This window comes from Camelimonas sp. FR25, from assembly GCF_059740505.1.
Genome location: NZ_JCAWFG010000046.1, coordinates 40,817 through 56,117 on the forward strand (window position 1 = coordinate 40,817; position 15,301 = coordinate 56,117).

General features: G+C 66.7%; 13 protein-coding genes. 5 read left to right on the forward strand and 8 right to left on the reverse strand.

Translation table 11 applies throughout. From position 1 onward, the window contains the following. The first annotated feature begins 19 nt into the window (after positions 1 to 19). The 3 genes from AC6A67_RS06665 (at position 20) to AC6A67_RS06675 (ending at position 3,030) form a co-directional block, all read left to right on the forward strand. A complete protein-coding gene (locus AC6A67_RS06665; protein ID WP_498035771.1) occupies positions 20 to 1,105 on the forward strand; it encodes a lysine-2,3-aminomutase-like protein in 1,086 nt (361 codons plus the stop codon). A 195-nt stretch (positions 1,106 to 1,300) separates the two neighbouring features. Beyond that, the gene (locus tag AC6A67_RS06670) at positions 1,301 to 1,861 is read left to right on the forward strand and encodes a carboxymuconolactone decarboxylase family protein (RefSeq protein WP_498035772.1); all 561 of its coding nucleotides are present in this window, start codon (positions 1,301 to 1,303) and stop codon (positions 1,859 to 1,861) included. Positions 1,862 to 2,151: 290 nt separating this feature from the next. Further along, positions 2,152 to 3,030, forward strand: coding sequence for a prephenate dehydrogenase/arogenate dehydrogenase family protein (locus AC6A67_RS06675; RefSeq protein ID WP_498035773.1), 879 nt, complete (start codon positions 2,152 to 2,154; stop codon positions 3,028 to 3,030). Positions 3,031 to 3,294: 264 nt separating this feature from the next. On the opposite strand, the gene AC6A67_RS06680 is transcribed toward AC6A67_RS06675, so the two are convergent. From AC6A67_RS06680 to AC6A67_RS06690, 3 genes are all read right to left on the reverse strand, one after another. After that, the gene (locus AC6A67_RS06680) at positions 3,295 to 4,581 is read right to left on the reverse strand and encodes an ABC transporter substrate-binding protein (RefSeq protein ID WP_498035774.1); all 1,287 of its coding nucleotides are present in this window, start codon (positions 4,579 to 4,581) and stop codon (positions 3,295 to 3,297) included. Between the two features lie 282 nt (positions 4,582 to 4,863). Beyond that, positions 4,864 to 6,102, reverse strand: a complete 1,239-nt coding sequence (locus tag AC6A67_RS06685) for an ABC transporter substrate-binding protein (RefSeq protein ID WP_498035775.1) — start codon at positions 6,100 to 6,102, stop codon at positions 4,864 to 4,866. A 413-nt stretch (positions 6,103 to 6,515) separates the two neighbouring features. Next, positions 6,516 to 7,667 (reverse strand): acyl-CoA dehydrogenase family protein, encoded by a 1,152-nt coding sequence (locus AC6A67_RS06690; RefSeq protein ID WP_498035776.1) that lies wholly within the window; start codon positions 7,665 to 7,667, stop codon positions 6,516 to 6,518. Positions 7,668 to 7,996: 329 nt separating this feature from the next. Here AC6A67_RS06690 and AC6A67_RS06695 point away from each other — a divergent pair, with 329 nt between their 5' ends. After that, the gene (locus tag AC6A67_RS06695) at positions 7,997 to 9,064 is read left to right on the forward strand and encodes an IQM protein middle domain-containing protein (RefSeq protein WP_498035777.1); all 1,068 of its coding nucleotides are present in this window, start codon (positions 7,997 to 7,999) and stop codon (positions 9,062 to 9,064) included. Between the two features lie 127 nt (positions 9,065 to 9,191). Here the strand turns inward: AC6A67_RS06695 and AC6A67_RS06700 are convergent, their stop codons facing one another. The 4 genes from AC6A67_RS06700 to AC6A67_RS06715 form a co-directional block, all read right to left on the reverse strand. Next, positions 9,192 to 10,247 (reverse strand): ABC transporter substrate-binding protein, encoded by a 1,056-nt coding sequence (locus AC6A67_RS06700; RefSeq protein ID WP_498035778.1) that lies wholly within the window; start codon positions 10,245 to 10,247, stop codon positions 9,192 to 9,194. A 43-nt stretch (positions 10,248 to 10,290) separates the two neighbouring features. After that, positions 10,291 to 11,043 (reverse strand): ABC transporter ATP-binding protein, encoded by a 753-nt coding sequence (locus AC6A67_RS06705; RefSeq protein WP_498035779.1) that lies wholly within the window; start codon positions 11,041 to 11,043, stop codon positions 10,291 to 10,293. Further along, entirely contained in the window at positions 11,031 to 11,783 is a 753-nt protein-coding gene (locus tag AC6A67_RS06710) for an ABC transporter permease (protein WP_498035780.1), read from the reverse strand. The genes AC6A67_RS06705 and AC6A67_RS06710 overlap by 13 nt, the downstream gene beginning before the upstream one ends. 245 nt (positions 11,784 to 12,028) lie before the next feature. Then, positions 12,029 to 13,003, reverse strand: coding sequence for an ABC transporter substrate-binding protein (locus AC6A67_RS06715; protein WP_498035794.1), 975 nt, complete (start codon positions 13,001 to 13,003; stop codon positions 12,029 to 12,031). Positions 13,004 to 13,521: 518 nt separating this feature from the next. Here AC6A67_RS06715 and AC6A67_RS06720 point away from each other — a divergent pair. Continuing rightward, a complete protein-coding gene (locus tag AC6A67_RS06720; protein ID WP_498035781.1) occupies positions 13,522 to 14,316 on the forward strand; it encodes an SDR family NAD(P)-dependent oxidoreductase in 795 nt (264 codons plus the stop codon). Between the two features lie 121 nt (positions 14,317 to 14,437). Here the strand turns inward: AC6A67_RS06720 and AC6A67_RS06725 are convergent, their stop codons facing one another. Continuing rightward, positions 14,438 to 15,226 (reverse strand): Cof-type HAD-IIB family hydrolase, encoded by a 789-nt coding sequence (locus AC6A67_RS06725; protein WP_498035782.1) that lies wholly within the window; start codon positions 15,224 to 15,226, stop codon positions 14,438 to 14,440. Positions 15,227 to 15,301: the final 75 nt, after the last annotated feature.

Sequence of the window (15,301 nt, forward strand, 5' to 3'; positions counted from 1 at the left end):
GCCAGGATTGATGGGAACCATGGCCGGAAAGTCTCTCACCAGCGTAGAGGACCTCGCTGCCGCTGGCCTTGCGGCGGCGGAGGCGCGCGCCGGGCTGGAGCAGGTGGCGGCGCGCTACGCCGTGGCGGTGACCCCGGCCATGGCCGATCTGATCCCGCCGCATGCGCCCGACGATCCGATGGCGCTGCAATTTGCGCCGCGCCTTGAGGAGCTCAACACCCTGCCCGAGGAGCGCGGCGACCCGATCGGCGATGACGCTCACAGTCCGCTCCATGGTCTGGTGCATCGCTATCCCGATCGGGTGCTGCTCAAGCTGGCCTCGGTGTGTCCGGTGTATTGCCGCTTTTGCTTCCGGCGCGAGATGGTGGGGCCGGGCGGCGAGGCCATGCTGCCGCCTAAAGAGCTTGAGGCGATCTACGCTTATCTGGAAGCCCATTCCGAGGTGTGGGAGGTGGTGATCAGCGGCGGTGATCCGCTGATCCTCAGCCCACGCCGCCTGCAGGGCGTGATGCAGCGGCTGGCGGCCATTGGCCATATCAGGGTGGTGCGCTTCCACTCGCGGGTGCCGCTGGTGGCGCCGGAGCGCATTGGCCCGCCCTTGATCGCCGCGCTCAAGGCCTCCGGCAAATCGGTTTGGGTGGTGCTGCACGTCAATCACGCGCGGGAGTTCACCGAGGCCGGTCGCGCCGCGCTGGCCCAACTGGCCGACGCCGGCCTGCCGCTGCTGGCCCAGAGCGTGCTGCTGCGCGGCGTCAATGATGCTGCGGCGGCGCTGGAGGCGCTGCTGCGCGCCTGCATCGAGAACCGGGTCAAACCCTATTATTTGCACCAGGGCGATCTTGCCCCAGGCACCAGCCATTTGCGCACCAGCATCGCCGAGGGCCAGGAATTGATGCGCCAGCTGCGTGGCCGTCTCTCGGGCATCGCCCAGCCGACCTATGTGCTGGATATTCCTGGCGGCTATGGCAAGTCGCCCATCGGCCCGAATTATGTCTGCGACGCGCCAGATGGTTCGGGACGGATCACGATCACCGACCCGCAGGGCCAAGCCCATCTCTACCCACCCACGGCGCCCGAGGCCCAGGACGAGGACGCGAAAAGCTGACGCATCGGCGACCTGCCAGGCTCAGGCGCTCCCCGATCCGGCCACCGATCACTGCCTGATGCTCATCGGGCGCTGCTATATCGCCGTCGCCTATGGTCAGGCCCGGGCGGCCCCGCCTATGCTGACCACCATCAACCAAAGCGCCACAAGGCGCTCGCTGACGCCAGGGGCCTATCGCGCCCCACAGGAGGAAACATGGCCCGCATCCCCTATTTCGACCGCGCCCAGGCCGACGCCGAGGTCGAGAAGCTCTATCAGAAACTACCCGACCTCAATCTGTTTCGCATGATGGGCCATTCGGGCCGGCTGATGGGGCAGTTCGTCAAATTCGGCAATCAGTTGCTGATCCACTCCGATCTCGACCCGGTGCTGCGCGAGATCGCCATCGTCCGCGCCGGCGTGCTGTGCCGCGCCCGCTATGAGGTCTACCAGCACGAGGCGATCTGCCGGCAGCTTGGCATGAGCGAGGACAAGATAAAGGCGATCCACGAAGGGCCCTACGCCAGCGCTTTCAACACGCTGGAGCGCCAGGTGATGCTGTTCACCGACGACGTGGTGCACAATGTGCGCGCCTCCGACGCCACCTTCCAGCCGGTGTATGAGCAGCTGGGACCCAAACATACCCAGCACCTCGTGTTCGCCATCGGCTTTTACATGATGGTCAGCCGCTTCCTGGAGAATTTCGGCGTCGACATCGAGGACGACCGCGCCGCAGGCCTCGACCTGCCGGGCATGGCGCCACGGGCTGGCGGCTAAGGGCGGGGGCTTAAGGGGCTTTCGCCAACGGCCCCAGTGACGCTGGTCCCGGCGCAAGCACGCGGGAGGCGAGCGCCTCTCGCTTGACAGCGCCCCCGCCAGCGGCTACGAGGCCCACCCATGTCATGCATCAGCGCACGGGGCGCCAGCTCCGCCGTCATTTCGGGTCGCTATTATACGCCGTTCACATAACGGCGGCTGCATGATCATGTTCAACCGCCGCGTCGTCGGCGGTTGATGTTCTCTCCCATTCAAGCTTTCCGGCGCGCGGCCTGCCCAAGGGCCTTGTGATGTTTGCGCCAGATCGTCTGTTCCCCATCGATGCCCCCGACCACGCCGGGACCGTCACGCCGCTGCAGCCACCCCCTGGCGCGCATGCCGCAGCCATGGCTCAGGCGCGACCAGGCGCAAGCCGTCATTTCTCCAGCATCGGCCTCATCGGCTTCGGGGCCTTCGCCCGGCTGATTGCGCGTCATGCGCCGGCGGACGCGCGTCTGCTCGCCTATGACGTCTGCGAGACGGCGACGGACGGCTATGCGGTGCGCAAGGCCTCGCTGGCCGAGGTCGCCGGCTGCGACCTCGTGGTGATCGCCGCGCCGGTCGCGGCGACGGCGCAGATTTGCCAGACCATCAGCCCCATGCTGCGCCCTGGCGCGCTGGTGGTGGACGTGGGCTCGGTCAAGGTGAAGCCCGCCGCCGACATGCTGGCGCATCTGCCAGCCCATGTGGAGATCGCCGGTCTGCATCCGCTGTTCGGCCCGCAGAGCGCAGGCGATGGCGTCGCCGGCCATCGCGTCGTGCTGTGCCCGCTGCGCGGCCGCCGCAGCCTGCGGCTCGCCGCCGTGCTGCGGCGCATGGGGCTACAGGTGCAGATCGCCACGCCTGAGGCGCATGACCGGGAGATGGCCATGGTCCAGGGCGTCACCCACATGATCGGTCGGCTGGTGGCGCAGATCGACACGGACGGCGCGGCGGGGCGCAGCCGCATGGCCACCCGCAGCTTCGCCTTGCTGATGCAGGCTGTCGACATGGTGCGGCACGACAATCCGGCGGTGTTCGACGCCATCGTGCTCGCCAACCCCTACGTCAGCGACGTGCAGGACCAGTTCTTCGCCGCCGCCGACCAACTGCGCGCCACGATCGGCGCCCGCCGCCTGAACGCGGCGTGATCGTCCGCTACATGCGCAGCGGACGCGGCGCCACGCCGTCGTCTCATGCGTGAACCCGATGAGGGCGCCTCATCGGGCTTTGGTCCAGCGCAAGCGGCGCGTGAGGCCGGCAGGTCACAGCTGCGTCAGCCTTTTCGCGATCGGGTAAGGCCTCAAACCAGGATGCGAAGATGCTGACGCATCCACATCCTGAAATGCTCAGGCGCCGCACGGGCTTGGCCAGAACCCGATCTATCATGCTCATCGGGTTCTGGTATCAGCCGCTCAGCTCATGCTGAGCTGCTGGATGCCGATCCAGTCGTCATTCTCATAGCGCGACAGCTCATAGGTCTTGAGCGGCGCATAATCCTCTGGCGTGGTGCTGTAATTCACCCCCGGCAGATTGATCGGGCTGGTCATGTCCGTGAGATTGGTGGCGACCTTGAGCAGGTTTTCACGCGTGAGATTGTCGCCGCAGCGCGCCAGGATCTGGTGCAGCAGCACCGCGGTGGAATAGCCGGCGAAGGCGATATTATCGGTCTTGTCGAGGTTGGGCAGATATTCCGCCAGCAGCGCCAGATGGTCCTTCACCGCCGGATCATCCTTCCAGCGCGGGCTGGAGATGCTGCGGGCGGCGCGCAGCGCCAGCGCGCCATTGGCGGCGTCTTTCCCAGCTGGCTTGAGCAGCGAAATCGTCGCCGAGCCGCTGATCAGATATTGATCTGGCTTCCAGCCGGTCTCACGCACCTTGCGCAAGGCCTGGGAGACGAATTTGCCCACGGTGAGGTTGAGGAACACGTCAGCGTTGGAGCTGGCCAGCTTGACCACCTGGGAATCGACGGTCGGGTCGGCGATCTCATAGGTGGTCTCGGCGACGATCATCTTCTTGGCCTTGTCGCCAAGCTCGTCCTTGAACGCCACCATATAATCGCGGCCAAGCTCATCGACCTGGTGCAGAACCGCGATCTTCGCGTCCGGTTTGGTCTTCATCAGATGGCGGGCGAGCACGCGCGCCTCGGTGGAATACAGCGCCATGCCAGGCGTGGTCCACGGAAATTCTTTCGGATTATTGAAGCGGGCGGCGCCGGTGCCGACCATCAGCTGCGGGATCTTCTTGCTGTTGAGATAGCGCTGCACCGCCGCCTGCGGCGCCGTGCCGACGCCGGCCCATAGCGCCAACACCTGGTCGCTCTCCACCAGGCGGCGCGTCGCTTCCACGGTCTTGGGCGGGCTATAGGCGTCGTCGAGTGCGATGAACAGGACCTTGCGGCCGCCGATGCCACCCTGCTTGTTGAGCCGCTCGAAATAGGCCATCTGCACGCGACCGCCGACACCGGCGTAAGAGGCCGGGCCGCTGAACGGCGTGGTGTGGCCGATCTTGATCTCCGTGTCGCTGGCGCCGGGGTCATACTGGCCTTTGGCCAGGGCTGGCGTCGCGATCAGCGCGCCGACGCCGCCCAATTGGCTGGCGGCGAGCAAGCCGCCGCCGAGGCCGAGAAGCCGCCGCCGCGTCAGGGCAGGCGTTTGGGTCGCACCAGCGCCAGTATTACCGTCAAACTCATGATGGGCCATGTGTTTCTCCCAGTCGATTGGCCGGCTCTCTTGTGGTCCGGAGCCTCACGACAGGGTGACAGCAGTAACAACGCGCCGCAATGTTATTTGTCATCACATATATACGTGTGGAGCCTTGGCGTTGGTCAAATCCACGGCGCGCGGCGCCAGCACAGGCGTGGCAGGCTCGGGCAGGTAGCCAGCCTGCGCCGCCGCACGCCCTGCATGTCGCGAAACAAAAAACCTGCGCCGTCTCCGGCGCAGGTCGCAGAATGCAGGCCCCGTAAGGCGTCTTTCGGCTGGTTAGTTGGCGCTGACTGCCTCGATGCCGTGCCAGTCGTCGTTCTCGTAACGCGACAGCTCATAGGTGCGGTAGATGGCGTAATCGTCTGGCTGGGTGGCGAAGGTGATGCCAGGCAGATTGATCGGCGCCGTCATGCCGCGCAGGTCGGTGGCGACCTTGAGCAGATTGGCGCGGGTCAGATCGTCGCCGCACTTCTCAAGGATCTGCTGGATCAGGATCGCGGTCGAATAGCCGTAAAAGCCGGTGTTGTCGTTGGGATCGACGTTGGGCAGATATTTGGCGCGCAGGGCCTGGTAATCCTTCACCGCCGCGTCATCCGCCCATTTCGGGCTGCCGACCGAGCGCATGTAGCGCATGGCGCGCAGGCCGTTGCTGGCCTCGACCCCTGCGGGCTTGAGCAGCGACACCGTCGCCGAGGCCGAGGTGACATATTGCTCCGGCTTCCAGCCGAGCTCATGCGCCTTGCGCACTGACTGCGAGGCGAATTTGCCAATTGCGCCATTGACGAAGACGTCGGCGCCGGTGGCGGCGAGCTTGACGATCTGCGAGTCGACGGTCGGAGCGGAGGTCTCGTAAATCTCCTCCATGACGATCATCGTCTTGGCGCGCTCACCGAGGCCTGTCTTTAGGCCGCGCACGAAATCACGGCCGAGCTCGTCGACCGGGTGCAGCACGGCGATCTTTGCGTCAGGTTTTTTGGCCAGCAGATATTTGCCGATCACCGCGCCTTCGACGGCGAAATCGCCAGAGTTCGGCGTGGTCCACGGGAACGCCTTGGGCTGGTTGAAGCGCGAGGCGCCCGAGCTGACCAGCAGCTGCGGCACTTTTTTGGCGTTGAGATATTTCTGCACGGCGACCTGCGAGGCGGTGCCGACCGAGCCCATCATCGCCAGCACATTGTCGCTCTCGACGAGGCGGCGGGTGGCTTCCACCGTCTTCGGCGGGCTGTAGGCGTCGTCAAGGCTGAGCAGCTTGACCTGACGGCCATTGATGCCGCCGTTCTTGTTCAGGCGGTCGAAATAGGCGACTTCGGCGCGCGCGGTGACGCCGAGATATGAGGCGGGGCCGCTATAGGGCGCCGTCTGGCCGATGCGAATTTCCTTGTCATCGGCGCCAGTGTCATAGGAGCCCTTGGCCATGGCGCGGGTGCTGAGCAGGGCAGGGGCCGCAAGGCTGAGCGGGGCGGCGAGGCCCATCAGCAGGGCGCTGCGGCGGGTGAAGCCGGAATTGGTCGTCAAGGCAGTCTTCCTCTGGATTATTATCGGTGTCCGACGGGCGCCGACAGCCGCCTGGCGGCAAACAGCAGCCAGGACAACCTGATGGCGTCGCAACCGGCGTCGCGGGCGGCGCGATGCGCCCAGAACAATCCAGGAGGAAGGGAAGAGGCGCGGGAAGGCGCTGGTCCACGCCGGACCAAGGTCCGGGCGGCTTCCGCATCCTCCCCGATGTGTCGCTGGGCGCAAGGACTGGTGAGCCTCCCTCACCAGGCCTCGCTTCGCGCCTTTGGCGCAGGCCGGCGACGCGCCACGGCCGCCATTCTGGCATGTCCGCGTAACGTCGCCTGCGTGGCGTCAGGGCGCGATCGCAGGACCGCGCCCGTTATTGTGCAGGCAGGGCGGCTGGCGGCCGCCCTATGCCAGAAGCGTTGCGATCAGCCGTTCGCCGCCTGCTTCAGCAGGTTTTTGGCGATGATCAGCTGCTGCACCTGGCTGGTGCCTTCATACAGGCGGAAAATGCGCACGTCGCGATAGAAGCGCTCGACCGCATATTCACGGATATAGCCCGAGCCGCCATGGATCTGCACGGCGCGGTCGGCGACGCGGCCCACCATTTCCGAGGCGAACAGCTTGCAGCAGGAGGCCTCGGTTGCCACCGATTCACCCGCGTCGCGCTTGCGGGCGGCGTCGCGCACCATGCACCAGGCGGCGTAGGATTCGGCCTTGCTGTCGGCCAGCATGGCCTGGATCAGCTGGAATTCGCCGATGGCCTGGCCGAACTGCTTGCGCTCGGCGGCGTAGCGCACGCTCTCCTCGATCAGCCGGTTGGCGACGCCGCAGCACAAAGCGGCGATGTGCAGCCGGCCCTTTTCCAGCGTCTTCATCGCCGTCTTGAAGCCCTGACCTTCCTTGCCGCCGATGATATTGGCGGCCGGCACGCGGCAGTTCTCGAAGATCACGTCGTGAATATGGGCGCCCTGCTGGCCCATCTTCTTCTCCGGCTTGCCGATCTTGATGCCAGGCAGATCCGCCGGGACGATGAAGGCGGAGATGCCGCCAGCGCCGGGGCCGCCAGTGCGGGCCATCAGCGTGAACATGCCTGCGCGGGCCGCATTGGTGATGAAGCGCTTGGCGCCGTTGACCACATAATGGTCGCCATCGCGGCGCGCGGTGGTGCGCACCGAAGCGGAATCGGAGCCCGCCTCCGGCTCGGTCAGCGCGAAGGAGGCCACGACCTCGCCGCTGGCGATGCGCGGCAGCCATTCCTGCTTCTGCTCTTCGGTGCCGTCGAGCACGATGCCCTGCGAGCCGATGCCGACATTGGTGCCGATGGCCGAGCGGAACGCCGGCGAGGCGTGGCCGAGCAGGTAAACCACCTCAGCTTCCTCAGCCATGGTCAAACCAAGGCCGCCAAACTCCTCCGGCGCCGACAGGCCATAGAGGCCGAGGTCGCGCATCTCGGCGAGGATCTCTTCGGGCACCTCATCGGTCTCGGCGACCAGCGCCTCATTCGGGATCAGGCGTTCACGAACGAAACGCTCAACAGTGTCAAGCAATTGCCTGAAGGTTTCCGGTTCGAGAGCCATGAACTTCCCTTCTTGATGGCGTTGACGGCCGCTGATCGCAAATTGCGAAACGGCTTTTCGCATCCAGCCCAGATAGCGCATTTGCCCCTGCGCGCAAATCGAATTTCTCATTGCAGGGTTCGTGTGGGCAAGGCGCGCCGTCAGGGCCAATGCCCCGTGTCTGGTGATAGCCGCAGATGCGACGAGATGCGCCTAGTGCCGGCCAGAATGTGGCTTCGCCGGCAACGGGATACGGCGGCATGACCTGCCAGGCGATTTAAACCGTACTGCTGGGTTCTCGACTGCGACAGGACGGCGGGCGCGGCGGCGCAAGGCCAGAGGGCTCGGGCATGATGACATTGCAGGAATTCCGGCGGCGCACCGCGACTGGCTTTCTCGGGCGGCGAAACGACGCGAAATTTGCCTATTTCGACAGGCTGCTGGAGGCCTTTGTGCAGGCCTCCGCCACAGCAGACCAAAGGCTGCGCGCAGCAGAACAGATGCATGTGCTGGTGCTGGTGCTGGAGGAGTGCCATCGCTTTACGCTGCGGCATCCGACGAGCGCCAGCCTGCCTTCGGTATGCGCCTTGCGACAGGACGCCATGACCGAGGGCAAGACGCTGCTGCGCGCTGCTGTGTGCTCACAAAGCCGGGGGCATGGCAAGACCGGCTGGGCGCGGTTGCGCGCCGCCGTGCAGCCGGTGATCCGCGGCGCCCAGTCCGGCTGCCTGGTCATGAACACGCAATATTGGGGCGAGGCGGTGGTGGAGGAGCACTATCCCTTCACCGGGCGTGACGGCGCCCCAGACTGCTTCGAGCTATGGAAAGCCTCCGCCAGCCGCGCCAATTACATCGACTGGCTGCGCGATGAGCATATCCCGGCGATCGCCACCCCCCAGGCGCTGGCCCGCACCATACGCACGGTGTTTTCCAGCGTCGCTTATGGCGACAGCGCCGATCGGGCGCGTTGGCGGGTGATTTTCCGCAATGGTCTGCTGCATGACGCGGCGGGGGAACTGGTGCACACCGGGCTGATGGGGCTAGGGCTGCATGGCGGCTGGGCGATATTCGTGCGTACCCTCGATGACCGCATGTATGTCCATGAGCCTGCCGTGCACGCTTTTCACCACTCCAGCTTTAATGCCGGCGGGCCGGTGCGATCGGCCGGAGAGATCGCCGTGCGCCATGGGCTTGTCATTGGCGTCACCAACAAGAGCGGCCATTACACGCCCTCCCTGACGCATTTTCTCGACATGCTGCTGTGGCTGCAGGGCCAGGGCGCAGATCTGGATCGGGTGGCCGCGTGCCCGCAGCCCTTCACGCCGCGGCGCGTCTTCTACAATGCAGCGGATGTATTGCGCGCGCGCGGCGCGCCCGCCAGTGACCCCGTGCCGGCGCCTTTTGTCGGCGCGCTCTGACTGGCGCGCTCTGACTGGCGCGCTCTGACTGGCGCGCCTCCAGCCCGGCGGTGACAGACGATCAGTGCTCCGCGCGGGTTGGTCACTCGCGCGCATCATTCATGCGCGCTTTAGGGTGCAGGGCGCCTTATTCGCCTGTCACCCGCCGCCAGGGCGTCAGGTCGAACAGGCCGTCAATCTTCGGCGCCGCCTTGTAGTCGCCAAGCTCGACCTGGAAATCGAGCACGTCTGTCGTGGTCTTCAGGATAGCGCGCGGGTCAATGGCGAAGGACACGGCGGGCGAGCCCAACGCCTTCTCCAGCACCTTCGCGCTAACCAGACCCGAGCCCAGCGCCTGCTGCACATATTGCGCCGCTTCCGCTGGCTGGGCGCTCACCAGCTCGGTGGCGCGGATCGCCAGTTTGAGAAACGCGTCCGTCGCCGCCGGATGGGCTTTCATGAACGCATTGGTGGCGGCGTAGACCACGCCGGGCGCATCCGGGAACATCTGCGGCGCGGTGGCGATGACGCGCGCGGTGGGAATGCGCTCGCGGACGATGGTGGCGGCTGGCTCCAGCACCTGGCCGCCGTCGATGGCGCCGGCTAGCAGCGCCTGCTGCGTCGCCTCGATGCCCATATAAGCGATGTCGATGTCGGCGGCGGCGACGCCGTGCTGCTTCAGCCAGTAGCGGAACGCCGTGGTCGGCATGGCGCCAGGCGGCAGCGCGCCAATGCGGGCAGGTTTGCCGTGCGCCTTGCGGAAGGCGGCGAAGGCCTCCGCAGGATTGGCGGCGGCGGCGAACGCTTCCCCCAGCGGCGCTGCGGCGAGGAACAGCGAGCCGCCGATGCCGCCCGCCGCGATCACCCGCACGTCGAGCCCGCGCGCATAGGCCACCGCCACTGGCGCGATGCCGATGGCCAGCACGTCAAGCGTGCCGGAGGCGAGGGCGGAGATGGCGGCCGGGCCGGAATCGAATTTGGTGGTCTGGATGGCGAGGCCGGCCTCCTTGGCCCAGCCCGCCTTGTCGAGCACATAAAGCGCTGCGGCGCCGATCACCGGCACAAAGCCGACGCGCACAGGCGTCAGGGATGCGGCGCGCGCGCGGGAGACGCCCGTCAGCGGCACGGGCGCGGCGAGGGCGCCAAGGGCGCCAAGCGCGCCGAGGCCAGCGAGCAAGTGGCGGCGGGAAAGGGCGCTGGACATGGGCCTTGTCCTTGTTGGGGCGGCGACGGGAGGTCAGCCGGGATCAGAGCGCGGCGGAATCCGCCGCAAGGTCGGAGCGCAAATGGCGGATGATCGCCTGTAATTGCGGATCGTCGCGCCGGCGCGGGCGCGGCGCCGTCACCTCAATGGAGGAGCGCACCTCGCCGGGCGAGCCGACGATGGCGATGACCCGGTCGGCCAGATACACCGCCTCATCCATGTCGTGGGTGACGAACAAAATGGTGCGGCCCGTGGCCTGCCAGACGCGCAGCAATTCGTTCTGCAAGTTTTCGCGGGTGATGGCGTCGAGGGCCGAGAACGGCTCGTCCATCAGCAGAATGTCGGAGCCGGCGGCGAGGGCGCGGGCCAGCGCCACGCGCTGGCGCTGGCCGCCCGACAATTGATGCGGCCAGCGGTCGGCCAGATTGGCGAGGCCGACGAACTCCAGCGCCTCAATCGCCCTGGCGCGGCGCTCGGCCCGGGTCAGGCCGGGATGCTCAAGGCCGAAGGCGACATTCGAAGCCACCTTGCGCCACGGCAGCAAACGCGCGTCCTGAAACACCAGCGCCGCAGGCACAGGCCCTGGGCGGGTGTTGAGCGTCACCGTGCCGGAGCTGGCCCTGGCGAGGCCGATCAGCACCCGCAGCAGGGTCGATTTGCCGACGCCAGAGGGACCGACGATGGCGACGAACTCGCCACGGCGGATCTGCAGGTCGAGCCCGCGCAGCACCTCGGTCTTGCGGCCATCCTGCTCGAAGGTGAGCCCGAGGCCGCGGATGTCGATTATGGTTTCCATCGCAGCAGCCAGTTCTGGAGACGCATGAAGCCGGTGTCGATCAGGCCATAGAGCACGGCCATGGTCAGCATGTAGACAACGACGATATCGGTGGCGAGCAGGCTGGAGGCCTGCATCATGCGCTGGCCGAGACCAAACACGCCGAAGATTTCCGCCGCAACCACGGCCATCCACGCCTGGCCGAGCGCCGTGCGCAGGCCGACGAAGATGCCAGGGGTCGCGGCGGGCAGGATGATCTTGAACAGCCGCGACAGCGCCGAGCGGTGGCCGAACGCCTGGGCGACTTCCAGCAGGTCGCGGTCCACCGCCCGCACCGCGCCGAAGGTGGCGAAATAGACGATCCAGAACACGCCGATGGCGATGATGAAGATGGCCGCAGGCGTGTTGACGCCAAACCAGATAATGGCGAACGGCACCCAGGCGAGGCCAGGGATCGGCCGCAGCAACCGCACCACCCAGGAGATGGATTCTTCCGCCACCCGGTTCATGCCGGTGACGACGCCGAGCGCCACGCCAGCCGCAGCGCCAAGCCCCAGACCCATCAGATAGTGGCTGATCGAGCTGGCCATGGCCGATTGCCACATGCCGGTGGCGATCTCACCACGCAGCGCCGCCGGAATAGCGCTGGGGGCAGGCAGCAGCATGGGATTGACCAGGCCGAGCCGGGGCGCGAGCTCCCACAACCCCAGAAACGCCAGCAAGCCGGCCACGCCAAGGATGAACGGCCTCGTATTCTTCAAGGACATGTCTCCGCCGTTTCAGGCCGGGGTTGTTGCGACTGCGCCATAAGGACGATGGGACGCCTGTGGCGGATAGCCATGCAGCATAGGCGGCCACAGGCGCAATCCATGTTGCGCCATCGTGACCGACTGCTGGCGAGAGCGCCGCAAGGGCGCCTGGCGCGAAAGGATCGCCCAGCCGGGTGAGGCGTAGGCCCTTGGCTGGACCTGCTTGCGCCTGGGCGGCCTATTCGCCTGGGGCTGGATTATTTACCCGCTGTCGCCTTGGCCTTCTCATAGAAGGTCACGTCGAACAGGCCGTCGAGCGGCTCGGCCTTCGGGATCGAGCCGAGCTCGACCTGATAGGCCTGCATCTTGGCGGTCGGCTCGATGATCACCGAGGGATCAGCCTCCAGCCTGGTCGCCGGTGAGGCCAGCGCCTTCTGGATGATCTCGTTGGAGATCAGGCCCTTGCCGAGCACCGCGCCAATGTGCGGCGCCGCCTTATCCGGGGTCGCCTTGATGAAATCAATGCCGCGAATATTGGCCTTGACCAGCGACTGCACCGCATCCGGATGCTGGGCGAGGAACTTGCCGGAGACGCCGATCACCGTGCCAGGCTGGATCGGGAACATGTCGCCACCCAGCGCCACGATCTTGATCGCCGGATTGCGCGCGGCGATGATCGAATCGGCCGGCTCGCGCACCGTCGCGCCATCCACCGCGCCAGCCAGCAGCGCCTGCTGGGTGGCGTCGATGCCCATGGAAATGATCTCGTAATCGGCCTTGTCGACCTTGTTCACCCGGTCGAGCCAGTGGCGCAGGGTGGTGTCTGGCACCGAGCCCGGCGGCTGGGTGGCGAGGCGGGCCGGCTTGCCCTCCCTGGCGCGGAACGCGCTGAAGGCTTCGGCGGGCTTCTTGCCGCCTTCGAAATACGGAGCGAGCTTCGGGCCAGCCATCACCGTCATCTCTTCGATTGCGGTGGCCGAGACGACCTTGACGTCAATGCCCTTGGCGCGGGCCACGGCCAGCGGCGCGATGCCCGCGACATAGACGTCGATGGTGCCGGAGGCGAGCGCCTGGATCATGTTGGGGCCAGACTCAAACACCGTGAACGCCGGCTTGACGCCCGCATCCTTCAGCCAGCCTTCCTTGTCGGCCACCACGATCGGCGCGGCGCCGATCACCGGAATGTAACCGATGCGCACCGGCGTCTCCGCCTCGGCGGCTGACGCAAACATGAATGGCGCGAGGACCGCCGCCGCTGCAAACTTGTGGCCAGTCGGGGCCAGCCTGCTGAACACGCCGGACAGGCTGTGACGGGTGGTGACTGACTGCTGCTGGTTCGGGCGCATGCGCAAACTCCTCCATGGGATGCGTCCAGCTAGCATATTTCATCATCCTTGTAAGGGTAAATAAATAAAATACGCGCAAAAATGTGAATAAGGGTGGTTCGGGCTCCCGTCGAAAGGCGCGGTTGCCGGGCCACAAGCCGTGGCGTTTGATGGCGGGCGGCTTCATGCCCTGATTGCAGAACCCGATGAGCTTCACTCATCGGGTTCTGGCTAAGCCCGTGCGGCGCCTGAGCATGTCTGGATGCGGATGCGTCAGCATCTTCGCATCCTGGTATGAGGCGGCGTCGCGCCAGGGCAATGACGCCCGGACCGGCGTAGCGCGGTCGGGCGGCTGTCCCGACCACAACGACCCTTGCGACCACAACGACCCTTGCGTCCATGCGGCGCGGGGCAGGGAGAACGCCATGGCATTACTGAAGGGCAAACGCGCCATCGTCACAGGCGCAGGCAGCGGCATCGGCAGGGCGAGCGCCCTGCGCTTCGCCCGCGAAGGGGCGCGGGTGGTCGCCGTCGACCGCAACGCCGCTGCGGTGGAGGAGACGGCGGCGCTGGCCAGCGCGGAGGGTCTGGATATCGCGGCGCTCGCCGGGGATAGCGGCGATGAGGCCTCGGTGATGGACTACACCGCCAGCGCCGTCGCCCAGCTCGGCGGCCTCGACGTGGTGTTCGCCAATGCTGGGATCAGCGGCGGCATCGTGCCGCTGTTCGAGCAGACCGTGGCGCAGTGGCAGGAGATCCTGCGCGTCAACCTCATCGGTCCGTTTCTGGCCATCAAGCATGGCGCGCCGCATATGGTGAAGGCCGGGGCCGGCTCGATCATCTGCACCGCCTCGGTGGCGGGCCTGCGCGCCAATGCCGGCGGCAATCCCTACAGCGCCTCCAAGGCCGGGGTGGTGTCGCTGGTGCAGACCTCCGCCGCTTCGCTGACCGGCACAGGGGTGCGCGTCAACGCTATCTGCCCGGGGCTGATCGAGACCGGCATGACCCAGCCGATCTTTGAAGGCGCGCGCGAGCGCGGCACCGAGGAAAAAATCGGCCAGCTCAACCCGCTACGCCGTCCCGGCCAGCCGCATGAGATCGCCGCCATGGCCACCTTCCTCGCCAGCGACGACGCCTCCTACGTCAATGGCCATGCTTTCCCGGTCGATGGCGGCCTGTCGGCGTCGCTGCCCTTCGCCGGGCGGATGCATCTGCGCTAGGTGGTGTTTGCGGCCCTGACGCTGCGCCGCTCAGGGTCGCCGCATCGCTACAGCGACTTTCCCAGCGCCCGGCAGGGCTACGCATTGGCGGCGTCTCTGCGCGCGGGCGTCGCCAGCCGTCTCAGCCTGCGGCGGCGTCGAGCAGAGTGTTGATGGCCACGGCGAAGCCATCGTCATTATTGCCGGCCGTCACCATGTCGGCCGCCTGTTTGGCGGCGTCGGAGCCATTGCCCATGGCGACGGCGAAGCCGGCGGCGCGGAACATGGCGATGTCATTGTCCATGTCGCCGATGGCCATGATCTGCGACGGCGGCACGTCATTGGCCGTCGCCGCCCACGCCACCGCCGTGCCCTTGTCGATGCCAGGCGGGGTGACGTCGAGATAGTATTTCTGCGACAGGCCGCTATTGGCCAAGGGTCCGACCACGTCCTGCATGCGTCGCGCCACGGCGGCGAGATGATCCCAGTCATCGCTGGCCCCGACGATCTTGCAGGCCTCGGTCATCCACGGCTCAAAATCCGGCGCCACCGCCGGATCAGAGCGGATGGTGCGGCGCTCATGCGCCACATGCGGCCCGTCGGCGTCGAGGATCAGCCAATGGCTGTCGGTGAACAGCCAGGCGCTGACGCCTTCGGCGGCGAGCAGCGCGAGGGCGGCGCGGGCCGCGGCCTCCGGGATCACGGTTTTCTGCAGGATCGCCCCGGCCCGATCGACGATCACCGCGCCGTTGAAGCCGGCGATCGGGCCGTCAAGCGCCAGCGCATCGGCGACGTGGCGCATGCCCCATGGCGGACGGCTGCTGGCGATGGTCAGGCCGACGCCCGCCGCCCTGAGCCGCTCCGCCGCCGCCTTGACGGCAGGCGTCACCTCCTTGGTCGAGGTGACGATGGTGCCGTCGACGTCGGACACCACCCAACGCAATGGCTGAGGGCGGGGGCGCGGGAGGGGGGGAGAGGCGCGCACAGGCGATTCAGGCGATCCGTT

Bases quoted from the DNA above. Each gene is read 5' to 3' on its own strand.
- AC6A67_RS06680 (WP_498035774.1), bottom strand. From the start codon at position 4,581: ATGGCCCATCATGAGTTTGACGGTAATACTGGCGCTGGTGCGACCCAA.
- AC6A67_RS06720 (WP_498035781.1), top strand. From the start codon at position 13,522: ATGGCATTACTGAAGGGCAAACGCGCCATCGTCACAGGCGCAGGCAGC.
- AC6A67_RS06705 (WP_498035779.1), bottom strand. From the start codon at position 11,043: ATGGAAACCATAATCGACATCCGCGGCCTCGGGCTCACCTTCGAGCAG.
- AC6A67_RS06665 (WP_498035771.1), top strand. From the start codon at position 20: ATGGCCGGAAAGTCTCTCACCAGCGTAGAGGACCTCGCTGCCGCTGGC.
- AC6A67_RS06690 (WP_498035776.1), bottom strand. From the start codon at position 7,667: ATGGCTCTCGAACCGGAAACCTTCAGGCAATTGCTTGACACTGTTGAG.
- AC6A67_RS06675 (WP_498035773.1), top strand. From the start codon at position 2,152: ATGTTTGCGCCAGATCGTCTGTTCCCCATCGATGCCCCCGACCACGCC.
- AC6A67_RS06700 (WP_498035778.1), bottom strand. From the start codon at position 10,247: ATGTCCAGCGCCCTTTCCCGCCGCCACTTGCTCGCTGGCCTCGGCGCG.
- AC6A67_RS06695 (WP_498035777.1), top strand. From the start codon at position 7,997: ATGATGACATTGCAGGAATTCCGGCGGCGCACCGCGACTGGCTTTCTC.
- AC6A67_RS06715 (WP_498035794.1), bottom strand. From the start codon at position 13,003: ATGTTTGCGTCAGCCGCCGAGGCGGAGACGCCGGTGCGCATCGGTTAC.
- AC6A67_RS06670 (WP_498035772.1), top strand. From the start codon at position 1,301: ATGGCCCGCATCCCCTATTTCGACCGCGCCCAGGCCGACGCCGAGGTC.